The 16,092-nt window shown below is 38.7% G+C and carries 12 protein-coding genes; all 12 read right to left on the bottom strand.

The genetic code is table 11. The annotated features are described in order from the left end of the window. Positions 1-5: 5 nt before the first annotated feature. The 12 genes from FB551_RS06465 to FB551_RS06410 all read right to left on the bottom strand — a co-directional run bounded on the left by FB551_RS06465 (position 6) and on the right by FB551_RS06410 (position 16,038). Entirely contained in the window at positions 6-2,882 is a 2,877-nt protein-coding gene (locus tag FB551_RS06465) for a TonB-dependent receptor (RefSeq protein ID WP_142016157.1), read from the bottom strand. A gap of 378 nt (positions 2,883-3,260) precedes the next feature. Next, positions 3,261-4,937: an NADPH-dependent assimilatory sulfite reductase hemoprotein subunit gene (locus tag FB551_RS06460; RefSeq protein WP_142016154.1), complete on the bottom strand. Its 1,677-nt coding sequence runs from the start codon at positions 4,935-4,937 to the stop codon at positions 3,261-3,263. Positions 4,938-4,979: 42 nt separating this feature from the next. Continuing rightward, on the bottom strand, positions 4,980-6,692 hold the full coding sequence (locus FB551_RS06455) for a diflavin oxidoreductase (protein ID WP_142016153.1): 1,713 nt from the start codon (positions 6,690-6,692) through the stop codon (positions 4,980-4,982). After that, the gene (gene cobA / locus FB551_RS06450; protein ID WP_142016150.1) at positions 6,682-7,527 is read right to left on the bottom strand and encodes a uroporphyrinogen-III C-methyltransferase; all 846 of its coding nucleotides are present in this window, start codon (positions 7,525-7,527) and stop codon (positions 6,682-6,684) included. Before cobA ends, FB551_RS06455 begins: the two co-directional genes overlap by 11 nt. A gap of 23 nt (positions 7,528-7,550) precedes the next feature. Then, positions 7,551-8,462 carry a cysteine synthase A gene (cysK, locus tag FB551_RS06445; protein ID WP_142016147.1) on the bottom strand — a complete coding sequence of 304 codons (912 nt, stop codon included), beginning with the start codon at positions 8,460-8,462 and terminating at the stop codon, positions 7,551-7,553. 20 nt (positions 8,463-8,482) lie between these two features. Beyond that, positions 8,483-9,313: a serine O-acetyltransferase EpsC gene (gene epsC / locus FB551_RS06440; RefSeq protein WP_142016145.1), complete on the bottom strand. Its 831-nt coding sequence runs from the start codon at positions 9,311-9,313 to the stop codon at positions 8,483-8,485. A gap of 5 nt (positions 9,314-9,318) precedes the next feature. Beyond that, the gene (locus FB551_RS06435) at positions 9,319-10,557 is read right to left on the bottom strand and encodes a sulfate adenylyltransferase subunit 1 (RefSeq protein WP_142016142.1); all 1,239 of its coding nucleotides are present in this window, start codon (positions 10,555-10,557) and stop codon (positions 9,319-9,321) included. Positions 10,558-10,662: 105 nt separating this feature from the next. Then, positions 10,663-11,571 carry a sulfate adenylyltransferase subunit CysD gene (cysD, locus tag FB551_RS06430; RefSeq protein WP_262711489.1) on the bottom strand — a complete coding sequence of 303 codons (909 nt, stop codon included), beginning with the start codon at positions 11,569-11,571 and terminating at the stop codon, positions 10,663-10,665. 11 nt (positions 11,572-11,582) lie between these two features. Continuing rightward, positions 11,583-12,296 (bottom strand): phosphoadenylyl-sulfate reductase, encoded by a 714-nt coding sequence (locus FB551_RS06425; RefSeq protein ID WP_142016137.1) that lies wholly within the window; start codon positions 12,294-12,296, stop codon positions 11,583-11,585. A gap of 82 nt (positions 12,297-12,378) precedes the next feature. Continuing rightward, positions 12,379-12,795 (bottom strand): RrF2 family transcriptional regulator, encoded by a 417-nt coding sequence (locus FB551_RS06420; RefSeq protein ID WP_081983596.1) that lies wholly within the window; start codon positions 12,793-12,795, stop codon positions 12,379-12,381. A 324-nt stretch (positions 12,796-13,119) separates the two neighbouring features. After that, the gene (locus tag FB551_RS06415) at positions 13,120-13,614 is read right to left on the bottom strand and encodes a GNAT family N-acetyltransferase (protein WP_142016133.1); all 495 of its coding nucleotides are present in this window, start codon (positions 13,612-13,614) and stop codon (positions 13,120-13,122) included. Positions 13,615-13,890: 276 nt separating this feature from the next. Next, positions 13,891-16,038, bottom strand: a complete 2,148-nt coding sequence (locus FB551_RS06410) for a M43 family zinc metalloprotease (RefSeq protein ID WP_142016130.1) — start codon at positions 16,036-16,038, stop codon at positions 13,891-13,893. Positions 16,039-16,092 lie beyond the last annotated feature (54 nt).

The raw sequence follows: 16,092 nt of genomic DNA, 5'->3' as shown, positions 1-16,092 counted from the left end.
CCTGATTACAGTTTTAAGTCATACGTAAAAGCGAGATAATACAGGCCTCCGATTTCAGGGCCTGCTGCATACTGGAAATAACGGCGGTTAAGCAAATTGGTAGCTCCAATTTTAATATTTGCGTGAATTTCAGGAAGTTTCCATGTTGCCTGTGCATCAATCGTATAATAAGCCGGAATTTCTCCGGATGCCAGCGGACTTTCCCATGTAAAGCCACTCTGCCATCTTCCTACAATGGTAAACCCTATATTCTTGACGATTTCTCTGTTTCCAACACTTACGTTTACCATCCATTTTGGAGTGTTGAATGCAGTAATAAAGAGGTCTGAGGTATTGTTGGATGCAAGATCGTTATAAGAAACATTGGTATTGATATTATAGTTTCCTGTAATATTATACCGGACTCCAAAAGAGGTTCCATAACTTTTGTAAGTGCTGTTACTATTGGTATAAACCCTGTATCTGTCTTGTTTACTTCTGTCGAGCATCGCAAGTACGGCTGCATTGCTTCCCACCTGGCTGTTTTTTGGAACTGCCACTTCTACCTGTCCCAGGAATCCTTCGTAGATATTGTAATAGAAATCCCAGTCCAGCACCAGTTTATTATTGAAAAACACAGACTTATATCCTACTTCAAATGAATTGATTTTTTCCGGCTGTAGTTTTTGTAAACTGGCTACCGTTAAAAGCTGTTTATTATCCTGAGCAGCCTGGCTTTGGGTTTTTCCTGCATCCACATCTGCATTTACCGCTGAGGTGAACCGGTCAATAGAAGCCAGTGTATAAGAATTTTCCAGATAACCTAATCCGTCATTTACTTTTGAAAGACCTCCTACTCTTCTTACATTCCCGTTGTTCACGAAAGAAAGAGCTTCAAATAACGAAGGGAAACGATATCCGTTTTGAAAAGATGCCCTGAAATTATGTTCTTTAACGGGAGAATACACGACACTGATCCTTGGATTTAGCTTTGCTTCAAACTCCGGGTTTCTGTCAACACGTAATGCGGCATTGATTTTTAATTTATCATCAAAGAAAAGCTTGGTAATCTGTGCAAAAGCTCCATATTTCTGATAAATCACATCTTTCCCGAAGGTGCCGTTGGCTAAAGGAATATTTCTTTCACTCACAGGACGGTTGAAATCAACAAAGTTATTTCCATCCGGAGTAATGCTGTACAGTCGGTAATCCACACCAGCCAGAAGGCTGAAAATTTTCACAAATCTGCTGAAATCATAGGTAAGCTCACCCTGATAAAAGCGGGATTTCTGTTCAAGCTTTGCGCCTCCTGTTGCCGGAGCTCCAGCTACTCCTGCATTGGCTGAATCCCAGTTATTGATTCCGATAATGGTATTTTTTAACTGTTCAAAGGCTGCGGTTCCAGGGACTGCCCTGTTTTTATCGGCTTCCTGACGGGCGAGAATAAATGCGTCATTAAGATTGGTTCCAGCATTTAAGCTGTTCTGAAGAGCAGACTGAAATATATTTTTCCAGTTTGTATTGGAAAGATTCGTAAGGTCCAGATTGTCTGCCAAAGGCTTCAGGTTATAAGAATCTCCTGTATTTTCTATGGATACATACGCTCTGAAAGTTAATTCTCTTCCTGTCAGTTCTACTTTATGGTTCTGAACCGTGGCGTTCTGTAAACGGATTTTATTTCCTCTCTGGAAAGTTCCGTCCAGCAAACCGTAACGATACACGTAAGAAGTTCTCCACTGGTCTCCGAAACGGTAATATAATCCTGCATCGAATTTGATATTCTTCACATCAGGACTCACAAGATCTTTTTCAAGATATCCTGTTCTGGAAACGTTGAATGTAGTAGATTTACCGTTGTAATCCACTTTTACGGCAACACGGTTGTTTCTTTCGTCACCGTATTTATTCCAAAGATCTTCAGCCGGATTATTGGCCAGCGAAAAATTAGGATTGGCTGTTACCAATGAACCGGAATTCTGATCGGTAAGATTGTTGGAAATCCAGTCTGTTCCGTTGAAATAGGAAGCATTCACCTTTACTGCAAAGTTTTTATTGATCACCTTTGCAAAACGGATGGCACTTTCTCCCAGGGAACTTATTTTATGGTTGACATTATCTACATGATTCACTCCGCCACGGAAATATACACTTATTCCTTCAGAAGTAAACGGATCTTTGGTCTGTAAACTCGCCAGTCCGTTAATGGCATTCATTCCGTACAATGCTGAAGCGGCTCCCGGAGTGACTTCCATCGACTGGATATCCAGTTCTGTAGGTCCTATTGCATTTCCCAATGGTACGCCCAGCGTTGCAGACTGTACATCTACACCGTCTACCAACTGCATAAAACGGAAATTATTAGGCGAGTTAAATCCTCTTGAATTTGGGATTTTTAAAGTAAGACTGGAAGTTAAAAGCTGTAATCCTTTTACATTTTCCAGGGTTTCATAAAACGATGCTGCCGGACTTTCCCTGATCGTTTTGATATCAATTTTTTCAATAGCTATCGGTGATCTTAATATTTTTTCAGGAACCCTTGAGGCGGAGATCACAACATCATCAATGATGGTGTTCTGAGGACTAAGCCCCACCGTTATTTTGTTGGAAGGCGAAAGGATCTCAACCGTCTGGCTGCTGAACCCGTCTTTCTGAATAACCACTCTGAATGGAATAGTAACCCTTGTTCTGAGCTTAAAATTACCCGATTGATCGGTTAATGCAGTATCCTGCGTGTTTTCGATCTGTACTTTTACAGAATCGAGACCTTTGTGTGTTCCTGTATTTTTGATGCTTCCGCTAAGCTCTATAAGCTGCTGCTGTGCTTCTGCAAGGTTAAAAAATAGAAATGTAAATGCTATAATACCTGCTTTAGGCAGAAAATTTCCCTGCTTTTTGTTTTTCATTTTTTCTTCATTTTTTAGGTTGAGAATGAAGCTGTCTGAATTTTACATTGATTAATTTTAACCGCAAAAGGCCCAAAAGTTTTTTATTTTAAAACAATTTAGTTCACTTAAGTAAGTTTAAAATGATAAAAGTTCACATAAGATAAAAATCAAAGATTTTACAAAACTTAGTTGTACTTATTATGCATAAAACTTGGCTCTTAAAAAGCTTAAGTGTTTAAAACTTTTGTGACTTTTGCGGTTTGAATCAAAAAAGTTGAAACAGCTTTGTATATATTGTTATTTGAGAATCAACAACACATACACATTCGTCTGCCTAAAAAAAGGGGTTGATTGTTTTTGTTTTTTTTCAGATCATAATGAAAATTGGCCATATAATTAATTTAAGGTGTGTAAGTAACGGTATGAAAAATCACCAAATGTTTCCTCTGCAAGTCTTTTCTGTACATAAATCCCGAAAAGCTCATCCAGCGTGGCAAGAATCTCTTCTTCACCAATATTTTCTTTAAATTTTGTATTCAGTCGCATTCCTAAACGGTCTCCTCCGATGTGAAGATTGTATTTTCCGTAGGCTGTTCCTACAAATCCTATTTCCGCATTTGGAGATCTTCCGCAACCGTTAGGACATCCTGTCATACGTATTGTGATATCTTCTTCCAAAAGACCATATTTCTCAAGGATAGGTTCTATTTTTGTGACCAGTGAAGGAAGATAACGCTGAGCTTCTGCCAAAGCCAATGAACAGGTATTCAAAGCTACACAGGCAACAGAGTTTTTACGTAAGGCACTTGTATCGTTTGTATAATCAAAGATCCCGTGTTCTTTTAAAATAGCTTCAATTTCAGCTTTATCTTTTTCATCAATATCAGCCAGAATAAGGTTCTGGTTGCAGGTAAAACGGAAATTGGCTTTACCAGTCTGTGCGATTTTTAGTAACCCTGATTTTAAAGGATATTCAGCTGTATTAAGGATTCTTCCATGCTCAACAAATACAGTATAGAACCATTTTCCTTCATAATTCTGAATCCAGCCATAACGGTCTTTTCTCTGTTCAAATTTAAATTCGCGGGCCGGTTCAAAACTGAATCCCGTTCTTTTTTCTACTTCAGCTCTGTACTGGTCGATACCCAATTTATCAATCGTGTATTTTAACCTTGATAATTTTCGGTCGCTTCTGTTTCCAAAGTCTCTTTGAACCGTGATGATTTCGTAGACAGCCTTCAATACTTTTTCTTCCGTATCCACAAATCCAAGGATAGATGCAAGACGGGCATATGTAGCTTCATTTCCGTGAGTGGCTCCCAGTCCGCCTCCGGCAGCAATATTGTAACCCACAATTTTATCATTCTCAATAATGGCGATCAATGCAATATCATTGATAAATACATCAACATCGTTATTGGGTGGAACAGCAATTCCTATTTTCAGTTTTCTTGGAAGATATCTGTCCTGATATAATGGATCTTCTTCTGCTTTACGATCAACCAAAAGTTCGTCATCAATCCAGATATCGTAGTAAGATTTGGTTTTTGGAAGGCACATTTCACTGATTTTACCTGCCAGTTCGTAAGCTTCCTGCTGTAAAGGAGATTCGGAGGGATTGGCTGTACAGGTAACATTCCTGTTGACATCTCCACAGGCTGCAATAGAATCCAGATGCTGCAGATTGAAGCTCTGAATGGTAGGTCTTAAATGTGATTTTAAAATACCATGCAGCTGAATGGTTTGTCTTGTCGTTACTTTAATGGTTCCTGTTGAGTGATCTTCAGCGGTTTCATTCAATCCTACCCATTGTTCCGGAGTTAAAAAGCCACCGGGAAGTCTCAATCTGATCATATAAGAATACAGCCATTCCAGTTTTTTGGAGACACGCTCTTCCCTTCGGTCTCTGTCGTCCTGCTGGTACATTCCATGGAATTTGATCAAAGTTTGGTCATCTTCCCGGATAGCTCCGGTAAATTGATCAGCAAGGCTCTCTTTTAAAGATCCTCTGAGCCCGTTACTGCTGGTTTTAATCCTTTCTACCGGTGAAAGGTTTTCTTTATCATTGTTCATAAATGTTTCCTTTAATTTTTTACGAATACTTCTTTACTCCGTTTAATAAACATCTTTGGCATATCTGCCGTCAAGCTCCATTTCTTCCAGATAATTTACAGCATCTTCTTTGCTGCGTTTTCCTTCATTCTGAATAATGGTCAGAAGTGTTTGTTCCACATCACGAGCCATTGGTTCTTTAGCGCCACATACATATACTGATGCGCCACCTTCCAACCAGTAAAATACTTCCTGAGCCTTTTGCTCCAGCCTGTGCTGAACATATATTTTTTCATTTGTATCCCTGGAAAAAGCAAGATCTAAATGAGTTAAGCTGCCTGTTTTAAGGAAATCCTGAAGTTCAGCCTGGTAAAGAAAATCTGAAACGAAATTCCTGTCTCCGAAAAACAGCCAGTTTCTTCCTTCTGCACCTGTTGCATCACGTTCCCAAAGGAAAGACCTGAAAGGCGCAATACCTGTTCCTGGTCCTATCATAATGATGTCTTTATCAGCTTCCGGCAGTTTGAAATGTCCTGCATCCTGAATATAAAATTCCACCTCTTCTCCTTCTTTAAATTCACTCAGAAAACCACTGCATAATCCGTTGTGTTTCTGATGATCAATAAAGAACTCTGATTTCGCAACAGTAATATGAATTTCCGTGTCACCATGTGCTTCCAGAGATGAAGAAATTGAATACAGACGTGGTGCCTGAGCAGTTACTATATGTAAGATTTCTTCAAATTCCTCTGCATTTTTTACGGGATAAATTCTGAGGAGATCAAGAAGGCTGAGTCTCACTTCCGGGATGGAATGTCCCGTTATTTTTGCATATTGAGCAACGACAGATTTGAGTAAATAGCTGATGTTAAGATGCTTGTGCAGCAGTTCTTCAACAGAAGCTGTAACCTTAGCTGTTTCTATCTGTTTCTGAGGATCAATTCCTGTCAGCGTAATTATTTCATCTACTACAGATTTTGAATTGAATGGAATAATTCCCAGCGCTGCTCCAGGTTGGTAGGCAAGCACTTCTTCTGTTTCAATTTCAATATGATACGTTTCTTTTTCAGAAGTAATATCGTTCAGATTGATGATGGCTGAAACTTTCCCCTGGTATTTCTTTCTTCCGGTAGAAACCTTTGGTGCTGCAATATTTTTTGAACTCTGATCTGCATTTTTATTTACCGTTTCGACTACATGTTCTATCCAGTGAGAAGCTTCCTGTTCATAGTCTATATCGCATTTCCTGATTGGAATAATACGCTGACCACCTAATATTTCAAAACGTGAATCTACATCTTCTCCGGTTTGGCAGAACAGAGGATAACTGCTGTCTCCCAAGGCCAGTACTCCGTATTTCAGTCCGCTGAGATTGATTTCATTTTCATGAATATAATCGTAGAATTTTTTGGCAAGAGCTGGTGGTTCTCCTTCTCCCTGAGTGCTGATCACAATGAAAAAGAATTCTTCTTTAGCCAGATCTTTAGGTTTGTATTGCGAAAGATCAGCCAGTTTAACCTGAAGTCCTTTTTTCTTCACGATACCCGCCAATGCTGTCGCCAGTTTTTTGCTGTTTCCGGTTTCTGTTCCGTAAGCCAGGGTTATTTTTTTTACGGCATTTTGACTACTGTTATTGAGTTGCTGTGGCGGTAGTACAGCGGTCAGTGAAGTCCCTCCGGCAATACCCGCAAGATATCCGCTTGCCCAGATGGCTTCGTCTCTGGAAAGGTCTCCGGAGATTTGTTTTAATACATTTAATTTAGTTTCAGACAGCATATTCAAAGAAATTTTGAGTTGTAGGGATTAGACTTCCGTTTTCCACTGATTTGAAGTAAAGACCTTCCTGTTCTGCATTTTCAAGCCATGAAAATTCTTCATGCAGATTGACAATCTTGCCAACTACAACCAAAGAAGGTGATGCGAAGGCTTTGTCTCCGAATTTTTCGTTAAAATCATCAAAAGATGACGTATACACCTTTTGATAAGGCGTTGTAGCCTGTTCAATGACTGCAATTTTTTTATCACTTGAAATCCCTAGCTGTATAAGCTTTTCCACAAGAGGAGTAAGGTTTCCTTTGGACATGTAGAAAACAAGAGTATCATTAGTGAAAGCAAGCTCTTTCCAGTATTCTTCAGTTATTATTTCCGATTTATAATACGTCAGAAAACGAACTGATGTAGAATATTCTCTTGCCGTTAAAGGCATCCCTGCAAATGCTGCTGCTCCTAAAGCTGCTGTAATTCCCGGAATAATTTCGTACGGAATATGATTCTGTTTTAAAGCCTGCAGTTCATCCAGGATATTGGAAAATATAGAAACATCTCCTCCTTTCAGTCTTACAATGGTTTTGTTCTGAAGGGCATATTCTACCATCAAAGTATTGATATGAGACTGAGGGGTAGAGGCATTTTTGCTGCATTCTTTCCCTACGTAGATGATTTCTGTGTTTTCATTGACGTAGGTTTCCAGAATTTCCGGACTTACAAGGCGGTCACATAAAATGACGTCTGCTTCTGCGATTGCTTTTACTGCTTTTACAGTGATCAGTTCAGGGTTGCCGGGCCCTGCACCGATAAGGAATACCTTTGGTGATTTTATATTTGTTTTCATTGAAGTAGGTGTTAATTAGGGATTTAGAAGAGTCCTTCTACAGAGAGATACCTTTCTCCTGTATCGTAATTGATGGTAAGGATTTTAGCGTTAGGTGGTATTTCCGGTAAATGTTTTGCGATGGCTGCTAAAGCGGCTCCTGTGGAAACTCCCACAAAAAGACCTTCTTTTTTAGCTGCATTAAGGGCGTATTCATAAGCTTCCTCCTTGCCTACTGTGATTACTCCGTCTAAAAGGGTAATATCCAGAATGGAAGGTACAAAGCCTGCTCCTAATCCCTGTAATGGATGTGGTGCCGGGCTTCCTCCACTTAAGACGGGTGATAATTCTGGCTCTACAGCAATTACTCTTACGTTAGGATATTTTTCTTTTACCGTTTTTGCGATTCCTGTGATATGTCCTCCGGTTCCTACTCCGGTAATGATATAGTCGAGCCCCTCCGGGAAGTCTTTTAAAATTTCCTGAGCAGTCGTCTCAACATGAACTTTTACATTGGCAGGGTTATCAAACTGTCTTGGAATCCATGAATTGGGAGTTTCTTCAGCCAATTCATTAGCTTTTTCAATTGCCCCTTTCATTCCTTTCTCTCGTGGAGTAAGCACGAATCCAGCTCCGTAAGCTTCCATAATTTTACGGCGTTCTATACTCATGCTTTCCGGCATGACAAGAATGAGTTTGTATCCTTTTACAGCTGCTACTAATGCAAGACCTATTCCTGTATTTCCGCTGGTAGGTTCTATGATGGTGCTGTCTTTATTTAGTAATCCTTTGGCTTCTGCATCTTCAATCATCGCCAGTCCGATTCTGTCTTTAATGCTTCCGCCAGGGTTGCTTTTTTCAAGTTTAATCCAGATTTCATGATCTGAATTGAATAATTTATTAATTTTTACGACGGGAGTATTTCCAATCGTTTCTAATGCGTTCTGAAATCTCATATCTTTATTTTTTTGTTTTTTTAAATCACAAAGGTTAATGATTCCGGTAATGAAGTATTATCCTTTATTTTTATTTCACTTTTATGGTAAACCAGCGAATTGGCAGGAACATCCTGGGTTATCCAGACATTTCCTCCGATAATGCTTTCTCTGCCTATGGTAGTTTCACCGCCCAAAATGGTTGCTCCAGAATAGATAATCACATCATCTTCAATATTGGGATGCCTTTTCTGATGGGCTTTTTCTTTGGAAACATTTAATGCTCCGAGGGTTACTCCCTGATAGATTTTGACATTATTCCCGATGACCGTTGTCTCCCCGATCACAATTCCTGTCCCATGGTCAATAAAAAAAGATTTTCCGATGGTGGCTCCCGGGTGAATATCAATTCCCGTTTTGCTATGGGCATATTCTGAGATGACCCTTGGTAAAATTTTCACTTCCTGACTCCAGAGCTGGTGTGAAATACGGTAGACATAGGTGGCAAAAAAGCCGGGATATGCCAGGTATACTTCTTCCAGAGAGTCAGCGGCAGGATCAAATTCCAGAATGGATTTTGCATCCAGAACCAGCTGATCATACAATTCCGGTAACGCCTCAAAAAACTGACTGACCTGTTTTTCTGTAATCTCTTTATTTCCTGTAACAGTATTTATCTGATCAGAAAGTGTTTGCTGAAGTGCTTTAAAATTTATTTTCAATTGCTCTTCAGTATTGTTATTCTGGGGAAGGAAAAGTGTTTCGTACAAATCCTTGACCCATTTTTTGGTCTTTATTTTATCAAAGAATCCATGATTACTATTTTGTTTGGTCTGATGAATTCTTTCTATTAAGTGATCGGAAATTGCCATTTTTTCTATTGAATTATACAGGCTGCTACCGTTGAATTGGACGTTTCATCCACCAGAATGGCAGAGCCCGTTGTTTTGTTATGGGTAAAGCTGTCATAGACCAAAGGCTGTGCCGTTCGCAGGGTAACTTTTACAATTTCATTCAGTTTAATTTCGCTGTCTGCCTGTTCATGGATCAGGGTGTTAACATTGATCTTGTAATCTACCTCTTTAACAATTGCTTTCACAAGTCTGCTGTTCTGCTGCAGAAGGTATTTATTCCCTGGCTGTAACGGTTTCTGATCAAGCCAGCATAACAAAACCTGAAGGTCTTTCTCAACGGCCGGAATCTGTTCTTCCGTGACAAAAATATCTCCTCTGCTGACATCTAAATCATGAGCAAGATGGATCACTGCAGGCTGCCCTTCAAAAGCTTCCTCTTTTTCAATACCGTTGATCTCAATTTTAGTAATTTCAGTGGTGAGATCTGCCGGAAGAATATGGATTTTGTCTCCTTTTGTGAATTTTCCACTTAATATTTGTCCGGCGTATCCTCTGTAATCGTGCAGTTCTTCGGTCTGAGGACGAATAACATACTGAACCTGAAAACGGTTTCCATTATTTTTTTCTTCATTCAGGGTTACTTCTTCAAGATACTCAAGAAGCGAATTCCCTTCGTACCAGTCTGTTCTGGATGATGTTGAAACAATATTATCTCCTTTCAATGCAGAGATCGGAAAATAAGTGACATCGTTTAATCCCAGATTTTCTGCAATTTTTGAATAGTCAGATTTAATGGATTCAAAAACTTCTTTCGAATAATCTACCATATCCATTTTATTGATGGCTACAGCCACTTTCTTTAATTGTAATAAAGAAGCGATGATAGAATGTCTTCTGGTTTGTTCAATCACGCCTTTCCTTGCATCAATCAGGATAACCATCAGATCAGAATTGGATGCTCCGGTAATCATATTACGCGTATACTGCACGTGGCCGGGTGCATCAGCGATGATAAATTTTCTTTTCGCGGTTGAAAAATAACGGTAGGCAACATCAATAGTGATTCCCTGCTCTCTTTCTGCGCGCAATCCATCTGTTAGAAGAGCCAGGTCTACCCCATCTTCATTTTTATTTTTGGAATGTTTTTCAAGAACTTCCAACTGGTCCTGCAAAATACTTTTGCTATCGTAAAGCAGTCTGCCGATAAGGGTGCTTTTTCCGTCATCTACGCTTCCTGCTGTTATAAATCTTAATATATCCATCCGATTTTAATTATAAATAATGAGTAATTGGTAATGAGTAATGTTCTGTCGTTAAGAAGTAAAGTTGTCTGTTCTATTACTTATTACTCATTTCTGATTGCTTATCTAAAAATAGCCTCCTTTTTTTCTGTCTTCCATAGCGGCTTCTGTCACTCTGTCGTCAATTCTCGTTTCGCCTCGTTCTGAAATTCTGGTCGCTACAATTTCTTCAATTACGGCATCTATTGTCACAGCATTGGATTCTACTGCTGCGGTACAGGTCATGTCTCCTACGGTACGGTAGCGTATTTTTTTGGTAGTGATGATATCTTCAGGTTCTAATACAACATGTGAAGAATTGGCAAGCCACTGTCCGTTAAAATCTACCACTTCCCTTTCATGCGAGAAATAAATAGAAGGAAGTTCAATTTTTTCTCTCCGGATATAATTCCAGATATCGAGTTCTGTCCAGTTGCTGATAGGGAAAACTCTTACATTTTCTCCTTTGTGGATTTTTCCGTTAAAGATATTCCACAGTTCAGGACGTTGAAGTTTAGGATCCCATTGTCCGAATTCATCACGAACTGAAAATATTCTTTCCTTGGCGCGGGCTTTTTCTTCGTCTCTTCTGGCTCCTCCGATACAGGCATCAAATTCAAATTCTTCAATCGTGTCAAGAAGAGTGTAGGTTTGCAGCCAGTTTCTGCTTGGGAATTTACCTTTAGCCTCGGTTAGTTTTTTACTTTTGATAGTATCTTCCACTTTTCTCACAGCAATATTAACATCTAACTGCTTTACCAGCTGATCACGGAAATCCAACACCTCCGGAAAGTTGTGCCCGGTGTCCACATGAACAAATGTGAAAGGGATTTTCCCGTGAAAAAATGCTTTTCTTGCCAGGTGAGCCAGTACAATACTGTCTTTCCCTCCACTGAATAATAAAGCCGGACGTTCAAATTGGCCTGCTACTTCTCTTAATATATAAATAGATTCGGCTTCTAACTGATCTAAATAGTTTAACTGCTGTATTGACATGTTTTTCTTTTTTATTGATGAATATGCAGACCGCATTCTTTTTTGTTGGCATCCTCCCACCACCATCGGCCGGCTCTGAAATCTTCCCCTTCTTTAATCGCTCTGGTACAGGGTTCACATCCTATGCTTACAAATCCTTTCTTGTGAAGGTGATTGTAAGGTAAATGATGATTTTTCACGTATTCTGTCACCTGTTCTGTTGTCCAGTGAAGGATGGGATGGAATTTTATGATCTTATTATCCTGATCCCATTCCAGCTGGGGCATATTCTGCCGGTTGGGAGAATGTTCGGATCTAAGACCGGTAATCCATACTTTATACCCTGCCAGTGCTTTTTTTAATGGATGAACCTTACGGATGGTACAGCACGCTTTCCTTTTTTCAACTGACTGATAGAATGAATCAGGGCCGTTTTCTGTTACAAATTCTCTGAGCTCTTCCATATCCGGATAATAGGCTTTGATATTCTTTTTGAAGAATGCTTTTGTGGAAGTCCAGGTTTCGTAGGTCTGCTCAAAAAGTCTTCCTGTATCCAGGGTAAAAATTTCAATATTTAAATCTTTTATCAGATGAGTGATTACCTGATCTTCGTAACTGAAGCTGGTTGAAAAGATCACTTTATCCGGAAATCTTTCAGCCAGTAATTGCAGTCCATTAGTTTGAAAAGAAGCTTCAGTAGCCTCTCTCAAAAGGTTTTCGTATTCATTTTTCAGACTGTTTTCCATTTTGAATTGAGATTTAAGTCCTGCAAATATATACAAAATTCTATAACTCCTATCAAAATAGTAGAATTTAAATAAAAAATTTTTATTCTTTAGTAATGAACTTAGTCAGAGTAGCCTCCATCATGCTTGTTCTTGTCTTTTCACGAACGATCATTAATTCTTTTCTCAGATAGCAGACTGCTTCATCTACACAGTCATCACATGCTTCGTAAAAGTTTAAAGAGACACAAGGCGTCAATGCAATGGGACCATCGAAAATACGGTAAATATCTGCTAACGAGACCTCATCGGGTGATTTCAGAAGATAATATCCCCCTACTTTACCCTGTTTACTGTTGACAAGTTTCGCTCTTTTGAGTTCGAGAAGAATTTGTTCCAGAAATTTTTTTGGGATGTTCTCGTCTTGTGCAATAACAGAGGTTGGCAGAAAGCCCTGGTTATAATTCCTTGCTAATCTGACCATTGCTTTAAGCGCGTATTTGCAACGTTTTGACATCATAATTTCTGCAAGTTATGATAAATTATCTGATAAATGAAATGTTTTTATAGCTGAAGACTTTGTGTTTTAACCATAAAAGTCACAAAAGATAAGTTGATTTTAGGTTACAAACAGACTGCTGAGAAGTTCACTGAAGCTTTAAAAATCAAAGATTTTTATTGATTGCTTTGCATAAACTAAAGGAAAGAATATATACAATCATCTGTGTAGATTTGTGAAATCTGTGGTAAAAGAAAACCACCCAGTCAAAAATTCTTTGAATTTTCGCCACCCCTCCAAAGGAGGGGAATTTTAAGTCCTCCGCTTGTACTATGAGCCAAAAGTTTACTCCTTTTGTAGAATAAAGTAAGCCAGTTCTCTGTCTTCTCGCGCAAGATTTTCAATTCTGTTGAAGCCGCTTTTCAAAAGCACTTTTTGGGATCCGATATTATCCAGATCGGTTACAGCAACGATATCTTTCTGATGATTTAATGATAAACAATAATCAACGAGGGCTTTACAAACCTCAGTTCCAAGACCTTTTCCCCAGTAATTTTCTCCTAAAGTATATCCTATTTCCAGCTGGTCAGGATTATCAAGGAAGATTCTGGCCAGGCACATTCCCACAAAATCATTGTTTTGAGTGTTGAATATTGCCCATCTGCTGAATGGACCTTCTTTGTAATCTGTCAATGCTTTGTCAAACATCTCCTTGTATTCTTCAGGAGTTTTGTAAGGCAGATAGCGGGTAACATTTTCATTTTCAAAAAGAGTAGAAAATAAAGGGAATTCTTCGGGAGTAAATTTGCGGATGATGATGGTGTCGTTTTTATAATGCATTGAATATTGTTATCAAAGAATAAAATTACATAAATAAATGAAGAACTGCTCATAAATAGGATAAAAAATTGGCTTACAATGAAGCCCGATCAACCGCATATAAATACTAAGCCATTATTCATATTTCTGAGAAAAGTATTTTGCTGTTTAATTTGAAAGAAGATTGTGGCATAGAAAAAAGAAAGATGAGCTCAATGAGCCCATCTTAATCAAATATATGCAGTTAAAATAAAACCTATTACTAACGATCATATTGTATCGGTATAGCGTTTGATCTTATTTTTTAATGAATTTTTGGGAAGATTTCCCTAAAGAAGTTTCAATATCAATTAAATAAGTTCCGCTTAGGAAATGTTTAACATCAACTTTATCCCCCGTAACTTTAGCATTCATTTTTCTTCCAAACATATCATAAACAGAAATTGACTTAATTTCCCCTTTTGTTTTAATATTTAATACATCAGAAACCGGATTCGGATAGATAGAAGTTTCTGGGTTTGTTGTATCAACGTCTGCAGTAAACGATGATAATGCACAAGGGGTTGTGATACTGCCATTTGGTTGTGTATTGTATCCAAACGCAGTTACAGAATAACCTGAACCATTGGCCCCAACAGTCAGTTTGAAATAGCCGTTAATATTGTAGCCTTCGAATTGGTTTCTAAAACCAACATAAGCGGTTTGGCCAGACCAGTTAGTGTATGTAGGGGTGTACACGTCCAGTTGTCCGGGAGTACCAATTGGATAACCTATATTATTTGCATTCGTTATAGTGGTGCAGGCCGGAATTAAAGTGATATTTCTTGTTCCTGTCTGGCAAACTAATCCTTTCCAATAAGTTTCCAATTTTAATTGATTGGCTCCATAGTACCAGGCGCCATACCCTGCATCATCACTAAGCTCCGGGTTAATGATAAAATATTTCCAGGTTGCCCCTGAGTTGGTGGTTACTGTTGTTGGTGTTGGGTTGGCATAACTTTCCAGAGGAGTTCCTGTAACTATTTTATAAGGATCTTTATAAGAAAAAGTTAATGCCAAAGCTGTCGTTGATCCTAATGAAGTTACCCCTCCTGTTATAGCCGGATTCAGGAACGTAATTGATGAATTCAGGACCTGACTTTTAGGATGACTGGTGGCTGCACCATTTATGGTAAGTGTAGCAGTCGTAGGGCTTGTAACTGCTATAGCAGCTGTTAGCCCTGCTGGTAATGAAGAAGTGAAATGTGTTCCTGCAGTAAGAGTTGTTCCATTGGGTACGGCAAATGTTGCTCCGTTCAGCGTAATTGTTGATGTAGGGGCAGAGGCTACAGTTCCATCTAATGATACGACTCCATTATTGTTTAAGTTCTCAGTAAATGTACTGTTGCTAAGGGTTAATCTTGGTGGAGTATTGGCAACGCCGGTTGCTGCTAAGTTGGCAGGCTGCCATAAATTTATTCGCGAAGGATGGTTTAATGCTGCCAGCATTCTGTTAACTTGTCCATTGGTAAACATTTTATAACAACCGGAAGAACCATTGTATCCCATATAGTTTTCAACATTTACTTTTTGTCCAAGACAATTATTTCCAGGGTTACATCCCAATCCGGAAGAAGCATTTTCTACAGGGGTGTCAGCAACTCCGTCACCATCATTACCAGGATTTGCAGTTGAACAAAGAACATTGAACGTGTGTTGCAGATTTAACCAATGTCCGAATTCGTGAGTAAATGTATCGGAAAACTCGTTTGAAGCCACTGTTCCGGCAGCATTAAATATATAACGTCCATTATAAACAACTCTGGCTGTATTTACTGAAGTCATGTATGAATCCGGATACCAGGCAACTCCTGATTGATATAAATCTTTATTAGAATAGAGATCATTTTGAATATACACATTCATATACTTTGCATTATCCCAGGCATCTGTGCCAATTTGTGCATCATATCCACCTCCGTTGCCATATCCCCCTTTGAAAGGGTGAAATACCACTCCGCTTGTTGCTTTTCCGGTTGGATCAATTTTCGCTAATCGGAACTCAATACTTAATGCTCCTCTGATAGATTGGAAATAAGGATCTACAGTATTTGAATCCGTGTTGATTCCATTGAAATTTAAGTTGATTTGTTGCAGTAAGTCAACTACTTTTTGGTAATTTACTTTTACATTACTCTGAGATTCTCCATACACATGAAAAACCACAGGGATGATGTAGGTTGGATTGCTGGCCCTATTATTCAATGAATTTTTGTTGGATCCCATTTTTTTTACGAAATCTTTGGTGTATTTCTCAAAATTTTCATATTCAACCTTAGATTCAGGGTGCAGCTCAAAATGTTTTTTCATCATTTCATCTGCTTTACACTCACGAGGTCTGTTTTCCTGAGCAAAACCTATTATTGGAAATAGGGAAACAAGTAGTAGTAATTTAAATTTTTTCATAAATTTTGGATTTGGTTGTTAATAAATTATTTGAATAACCCAATTGTTTTGGGC

Source organism: Chryseobacterium aquifrigidense (assembly GCF_006716485.1).
Lineage (GTDB): Bacteria > Bacteroidota > Bacteroidia > Flavobacteriales > Weeksellaceae > Chryseobacterium > Chryseobacterium vietnamense.
The sequence above is the reverse complement of the archived record's forward strand: the minus strand, read 5'-3'. Positions and strand labels throughout refer to the sequence as shown.

Coding starts and splice junctions, on each gene's coding strand:
- FB551_RS06420 (WP_081983596.1), bottom strand. CDS start 12,795: ATGATGTCAAAACGTTGCAAATACGCGCTTAAAGCAATGGTCAGATTA.
- FB551_RS06460 (WP_142016154.1), bottom strand. CDS start 4,937: ATGAACAATGATAAAGAAAACCTTTCACCGGTAGAAAGGATTAAAACC.
- FB551_RS06415 (WP_142016133.1), bottom strand. CDS start 13,614: ATGCATTATAAAAACGACACCATCATCATCCGCAAATTTACTCCCGAA.
- cobA (WP_142016150.1), bottom strand. CDS start 7,527: ATGAAAACAAATATAAAATCACCAAAGGTATTCCTTATCGGTGCAGGG.
- cysD (WP_262711489.1), bottom strand. CDS start 11,571: ATGTCAATACAGCAGTTAAACTATTTAGATCAGTTAGAAGCCGAATCT.
- epsC (WP_142016145.1), bottom strand. CDS start 9,313: ATGGCAATTTCCGATCACTTAATAGAAAGAATTCATCAGACCAAACAA.
- FB551_RS06425 (WP_142016137.1), bottom strand. CDS start 12,296: ATGGAAAACAGTCTGAAAAATGAATACGAAAACCTTTTGAGAGAGGCT.
- FB551_RS06465 (WP_142016157.1), bottom strand. CDS start 2,882: ATGAAAAACAAAAAGCAGGGAAATTTTCTGCCTAAAGCAGGTATTATA.
- FB551_RS06455 (WP_142016153.1), bottom strand. CDS start 6,692: ATGCTGTCTGAAACTAAATTAAATGTATTAAAACAAATCTCCGGAGAC.
- FB551_RS06410 (WP_142016130.1), bottom strand. CDS start 16,038: ATGAAAAAATTTAAATTACTACTACTTGTTTCCCTATTTCCAATAATA.
- FB551_RS06435 (WP_142016142.1), bottom strand. CDS start 10,557: ATGGATATATTAAGATTTATAACAGCAGGAAGCGTAGATGACGGAAAA.
- cysK (WP_142016147.1), bottom strand. CDS start 8,462: ATGAGATTTCAGAACGCATTAGAAACGATTGGAAATACTCCCGTCGTA.